Below are 4777 nucleotides of genomic sequence, written 5' to 3'. Positions count from 1 at the left end.
CGGCGGCGCTTCCTCCGACATGCCCAGTTCGATCGCGTCGAGGCCGCCCTGACTCTTTTTGTTGACCGCCTGTTCCAGCCCCAGTTGAAGCTTGTTGATCGCCTGAGCCACCTCGGATTTCTTTTCGCATTCGATTTCCACTTCGTCGAGCGCTTTTTCCAAGGCTGCGGCGCTGGGGTAGCGATCGCGCGGCTCTTTGGCCATCAGCCGATGGATCAAGTCCGCCAGCGGCTGGGGGATCTTATCGTTCCGTTCGGTCAGCGGTTTGGGGGCGTGGGCCAGGATGGCGATCAGTTGCTCGGCGACCGATTTCGTTTTCAGCGGCAACGCACCGGTGGCCATTTCGTACAGCACGACCCCGGTGGAATACAAATCACTTCGATCGTCCAGCGGTTCGCTGCGCGCTTGTTCGGGTGACAGGTAGCCCGGGGTTCCGACGACCGCACCGCGGCCGGAAAGCTGATCGACGGGGGTGGAGGCGAGGGCCAAGCCGAAGTCCAGGATTTTGATTCGGTTGGTCTTGGTGTCCAGCCAGATGTTGGCCGGTTTGATGTCACGGTGGACGATGCCCTGCTTGTGGGCCGCGTCGAGTCCGCGGGCGATGTCGCGGGCATACGCGATGATCTGGTGGTAATCGGGTTCGCCGTACCGTTCTCCGAAGTGCTCCAACGTCGCCCCTTGAAGCAGCTCCATCGCCATGTACGGCGTGCCCTTGTGTTCGCCGACTTCAAAAATCGTGGCCACGTTGTCGTGGTGGACAGCCGCCATGGCCCGGGCTTCGCTGATGAAACGTTTCCGGCTGCCCGGCGTGCTGGCGATTTTCTGATTCATCACCTTCAACGCAACCTGCCGCTTCAACCGAATGTCTTCGGCCAAGAACACGAATCCCATGCCGCCCTTTCCGAGTTCACGCAGCACCCGATAGTGACCGAGCGTGCCGAGATGGTCCTCCGAATCCTTCGGCGGATCCAGAAACTCGTGTTGGATGCCGGACGACGTCATCGCTAGAAAATACGGCCAAGGGGGTGAACGGAATCAGATGAGGAGCGTCTTGATTGCTGGAGACAGCTTGATTGCTGGCGACAGCACCCGACGCGGGACTCCAAGTATATCACGTTTGCTTGCGCGGATTGAATTCACGCCGGAAAGTGGCCGACACGTCGGATGGTAAGCCTGGCCTGTTGCGTGACACAGCAACCACGGTTCCATCAGAGGCGACCCCCTGCGGCGCGGTGGGTTGGACCAGCCGACAGGCCGGTCTGCCCAAGCTGCCTATTCTCTGAAAAAGGTGTCGGACAGCTTTTTTGCGGGTGGCGATCCGCCATTTTCCTCGTTTGTCGTCCCAGGTATGCTTCGGTGGTTCATACGCCGAAGGTGTCCCCCTGCGGCGCCTACATGACAGGCCATCCTCTTTCGTTTTGAGGGGCCGCCGATTTCCTGAAATCTCAGACTGAAACACAATGAGCCAATCGACTCCTGGCCCCGTTTCCCCCGCATCGACCGCTTCCGATGCCGCCCCCTTGGCCCCCGTGCTGGTGCGTTTGCCCGACGGGACGACCCATCAGCATCCCGGCCACACCACACCAATGGAGATCGCCAGTGGGATCAGCGAAGGGTTGGCGCGCAGCGTCGTGGCGGCGGAGGTCGACGGTCGGATCGTCGACGCGGACCGGCCGCTGGGTGAATTGGCGTCCGGAGACGCTGCCCAAGAAAAGGCTGCCGACGGGGCGCTGTCGCTGCGATTGTTGACCAATCGCGATGGTGAATCGCTCGATGTGCTGCGGCACTCGGCGGCCCACGTCATGGCCCGGGCCGTCATGCGGCTCTACAAGGGTGTTTCGCTGGCGTTTGGGCCGACCACCGAAGGCGGTTTCTATTACGACTTTGATCTGGATGTCCCGATCAGCGAGGACGACTTTCCAAAGATCGAAGCCGAAATGAAGGCGATCATCAAGCGGAAGGAGCCGTTCGAGCGCTTCGTCCTGGATCGTGACGAAGCCCGCAAGCTGTGTGATGACCTGGATCAAGATCTGAAGGTCGAGCACATCGATACCGGCTTGGCCGACCAGTCGACGGTCAGCTTTTATCGTCAAGGCGAGTTCGTCGACCTCTGCCGTGGCCCCCACATCCCCGACGCCGGCAAGATCAAAGCGATCAAGTTGATGAGCGTCGCCGGATCCCACTGGAAAGGCGACACGTCCAATCGACCCCTGCAGCGGCTCTATGGGACCGCGTTCTTCGACAAGAAAGAACTGAAGGCCTATTTGGAACAGATCGAAGAAGCCAAGCGACGTGACCACCGAGTCCTGGGCAAGCAGCACGGCCTGTTCGCGATCAACCCCGAAGTCGGCCAGGGGTTGTGCCTGTGGTTGCCCAAGGGGGCCCGCGTCCGCGTGACCTTGGAAGATTTCCTGCGCCGCGAGTTGCTCAGCCGTGGCTACGATCCGGTTTACAGCCCGCACATCGGACGCGTTGAACTGTATGAGACCAGCGGCCACTTTCCGTACTACCGCGACAGCCAATTCGCACCATTGTTCGGCAGCGAAGTCGGCGCGATGCTGGATGCCTGGGCCAACCGGCTGGAAGCGGGCACCATCGATGCCGACGGCGAAGACAAGCTGATGGCGGCCGCCGAAGTGTTGGGCGTGGAGCTGCCCGATTACAAACCCTCGATGTCGGCCGAACAAAAACGCGAGGTGCTGCACCAATGGCAATTGGTCAACGAGCGGTACCTGCTCAAGCCGATGAACTGCCCGCATCACTGCCAGATCTTCAAAGCCCAGTCGCGTTCCTATCGACAATTGCCCATGCGGCTGTTCGAGTTCGGGACCGTTTATCGACACGAGCAAACCGGCGAGCTGAACGGGATGTTGCGGGTCCGCGGATTGACCCAAGACGACGCGCACATCTTCTGCACTGAGGACCAGGTCGAAGAGGAGTTTCGGGCCACGATCGAGCTGACGAAGTTTGTGCTCAAGGCGGTCGGCTTGGACGACTATCGCGTCCAGCTCTCCTTGCGTGATCCGGACAGCAGCAAGTACGTCGGCAGCGAGCAGCAATGGGACACCGCAGAAAACTCGCTCCGCGGCGTCCTGGAACACAGCGGAATGGAATTCAACGAAGAGCCGGGCGAGGCGGCGTTTTACGGTCCCAAAGCGGACTTCATGGTGCGTGATTGCATCGGGCGTTCCTGGCAACTGGGGACCGTTCAGCTGGACTACAATCTGCCCGAACGGTTCAAGCTGGAATACAACGGCAAGGACAATGCGGCCCATCGCCCGGTGATGATCCACCGCGCCCCGTTCGGGTCCTTGGAACGGTTCACCGGCATGTTGATCGAGCACTTCGCCGGCGCGTTCCCGATGTGGCTCTCGCCCGAACAGATTCGCGTCCTGCCGCTGAGCGACAAATCGATCGACTACGCCGTGCAAGTCGCCAAGCAGTTCGACGAGGCGGGATTGAAGGTCACGGTCGACTCGACCGGCGGCAAGGTGCAAGCCAAGATCCGCAACGCGCAACTCGACCTGGTCAACTACATGGCCGTCGTCGGGCCGAAGGAGGCCGAGACGGGGCAGGTCGCGCTGCGCGATCGCATCGACGGTGACTTGGGATCAATGCCGACCGCCCAGGCGATCGCCAGGCTGGTCGATGAAGTCAAGAGCCGAACCGTTCGCCAGGCAGTGACGGCGTCGTAGGATCGTTCACAAGATCCGCGACCCGGGCTGGGCGAAACGTTACGGGCAGCACACGTCGAGGATCCGCCGCATTTCCGCGACGGCTTCTTTCATCCCGACCATCACGGCGCGGCTGACGATGGAGTGGCCGATGTTCAATTCGATCATGCCGGGAAGTTTGGCGACCGGTCGCACGTTGGTGTAATTGAGCCCGTGTCCGGCGTGCAGTCGCAGTCCCGATTCGATCGCCACTTGGCCGGCCGCCCGCAGTCGATCGAGTTCGTCGTTGATGGCGTTGCGCTGGGCCAGCGCGTAGGGGCCGGTGTGTAGTTCGACCGCATCGGCGCCCAGTTTCGCCGCCGCGGCGACTTGATCGGTGTCGGGATCGACGAACAGGCTGGTCAGGATGCCTTGGTTTTTCAGCCGCTCGATCGCGGCGGCAATGCGTCCGTCGTCGGCGGCGACGTTCAGCCCGCCTTCGGTGGTCACTTCCTGGCGGCTCTCGGGGACCAGCAGCGCCCAATCGGGACGGGCGCGAAGGGCGATGGCCAGCACGTCGTCGGCACACGCCAGTTCCAGATTCGTCTTGACCGTCACGGTCTGCATCAGCACTTCGACGTCGCGGTCTTGGATGTGCCGGCGATCTTCGCGGAGGTGAAACGTGATGCCGTCGGCGCCGCCTTGTTCGGCCAGTGCGGCGGCGATGGCCGGGTCGGGTTCATAGGTGCGGCGAGCTTGTCGCACCGTGGCGACGTGGTCAATGTTGACGCCAAGTTCGATCATGGATGACGTATCGTGGTGGGAGCGGAGGGAGCAAAGCGCCCGGCTGACGCTCAGCTGGACTCCTCCTCACGATAATAGGTTCGCAGCGCTTTGGGCAGCGGATCAATCGCCAGTTGGTCTTCCAGGTATCCCTTCGATTTGGCGTCGCGAAGCACTTCGACCACATCGGCGTAATCTCCGCCGATCGACACGATTCCCTTGACCAGTCCACGAACCGTGGCCGGGGCGAGTGTGCGTCGGTCCTCTTGGCCGACCTGAAAGCGGCTGATTCTCAATTTACCCGGGTCGTTGGATTCCGGTTTGACGATCAGCGCGTTGGG

General features: G+C 61.6%; 3 protein-coding genes and 1 pseudogene. 1 reads left to right on the top strand and 3 read right to left on the bottom strand.

Annotation, left to right across the window (positions count from 1 at the left end; translation table 11 throughout):
- Window positions 1-1002, bottom strand: a 1002-nt coding sequence (locus tag ABX749_RS22445; RefSeq protein ID WP_372897950.1) for a serine/threonine-protein kinase, incomplete at its 3' end; no start/stop codon positions are given.
- 458 nt (window positions 1003-1460) lie between these two features.
- Here ABX749_RS22445 and thrS point away from each other — a divergent pair.
- Entirely contained in the window at window positions 1461-3695 is a 2235-nt protein-coding gene (gene thrS / locus ABX749_RS22440) for a threonine--tRNA ligase (RefSeq protein ID WP_372897949.1), read from the top strand.
- Window positions 3696-3734: 39 nt separating this feature from the next.
- On the opposite strand, the gene ABX749_RS22435 is transcribed toward thrS, so the two are convergent.
- Together ABX749_RS22435 and ABX749_RS22430 are read right to left on the bottom strand one after the other, a co-directional pair.
- On the bottom strand, window positions 3735-4457 hold the full coding sequence (locus ABX749_RS22435; protein ID WP_372897948.1) for a pyridoxine 5'-phosphate synthase: 723 nt from the start codon (window positions 4455-4457) through the stop codon (window positions 3735-3737).
- Between the two features lie 50 nt (window positions 4458-4507).
- A pseudogene (locus ABX749_RS22430) lies at window positions 4508-4777 on the bottom strand (flagellar biosynthesis protein FlgI); the annotation flags it as partial.

Source organism: Stieleria sp., assembly GCF_041595215.1.
Lineage (GTDB): Bacteria > Planctomycetota > Planctomycetia > Pirellulales > Pirellulaceae > Stieleria > Stieleria magnilauensis.
This window is presented reverse-complemented; position numbering and strand designations above follow the sequence as displayed.

Bases quoted from the DNA above. Each gene is read 5' to 3' on its own strand.
- thrS (WP_372897949.1), top strand. From the start codon at position 1,461: ATGAGCCAATCGACTCCTGGCCCCGTTTCCCCCGCATCGACCGCTTCC.
- ABX749_RS22435 (WP_372897948.1), bottom strand. From the start codon at position 4,457: ATGATCGAACTTGGCGTCAACATTGACCACGTCGCCACGGTGCGACAA.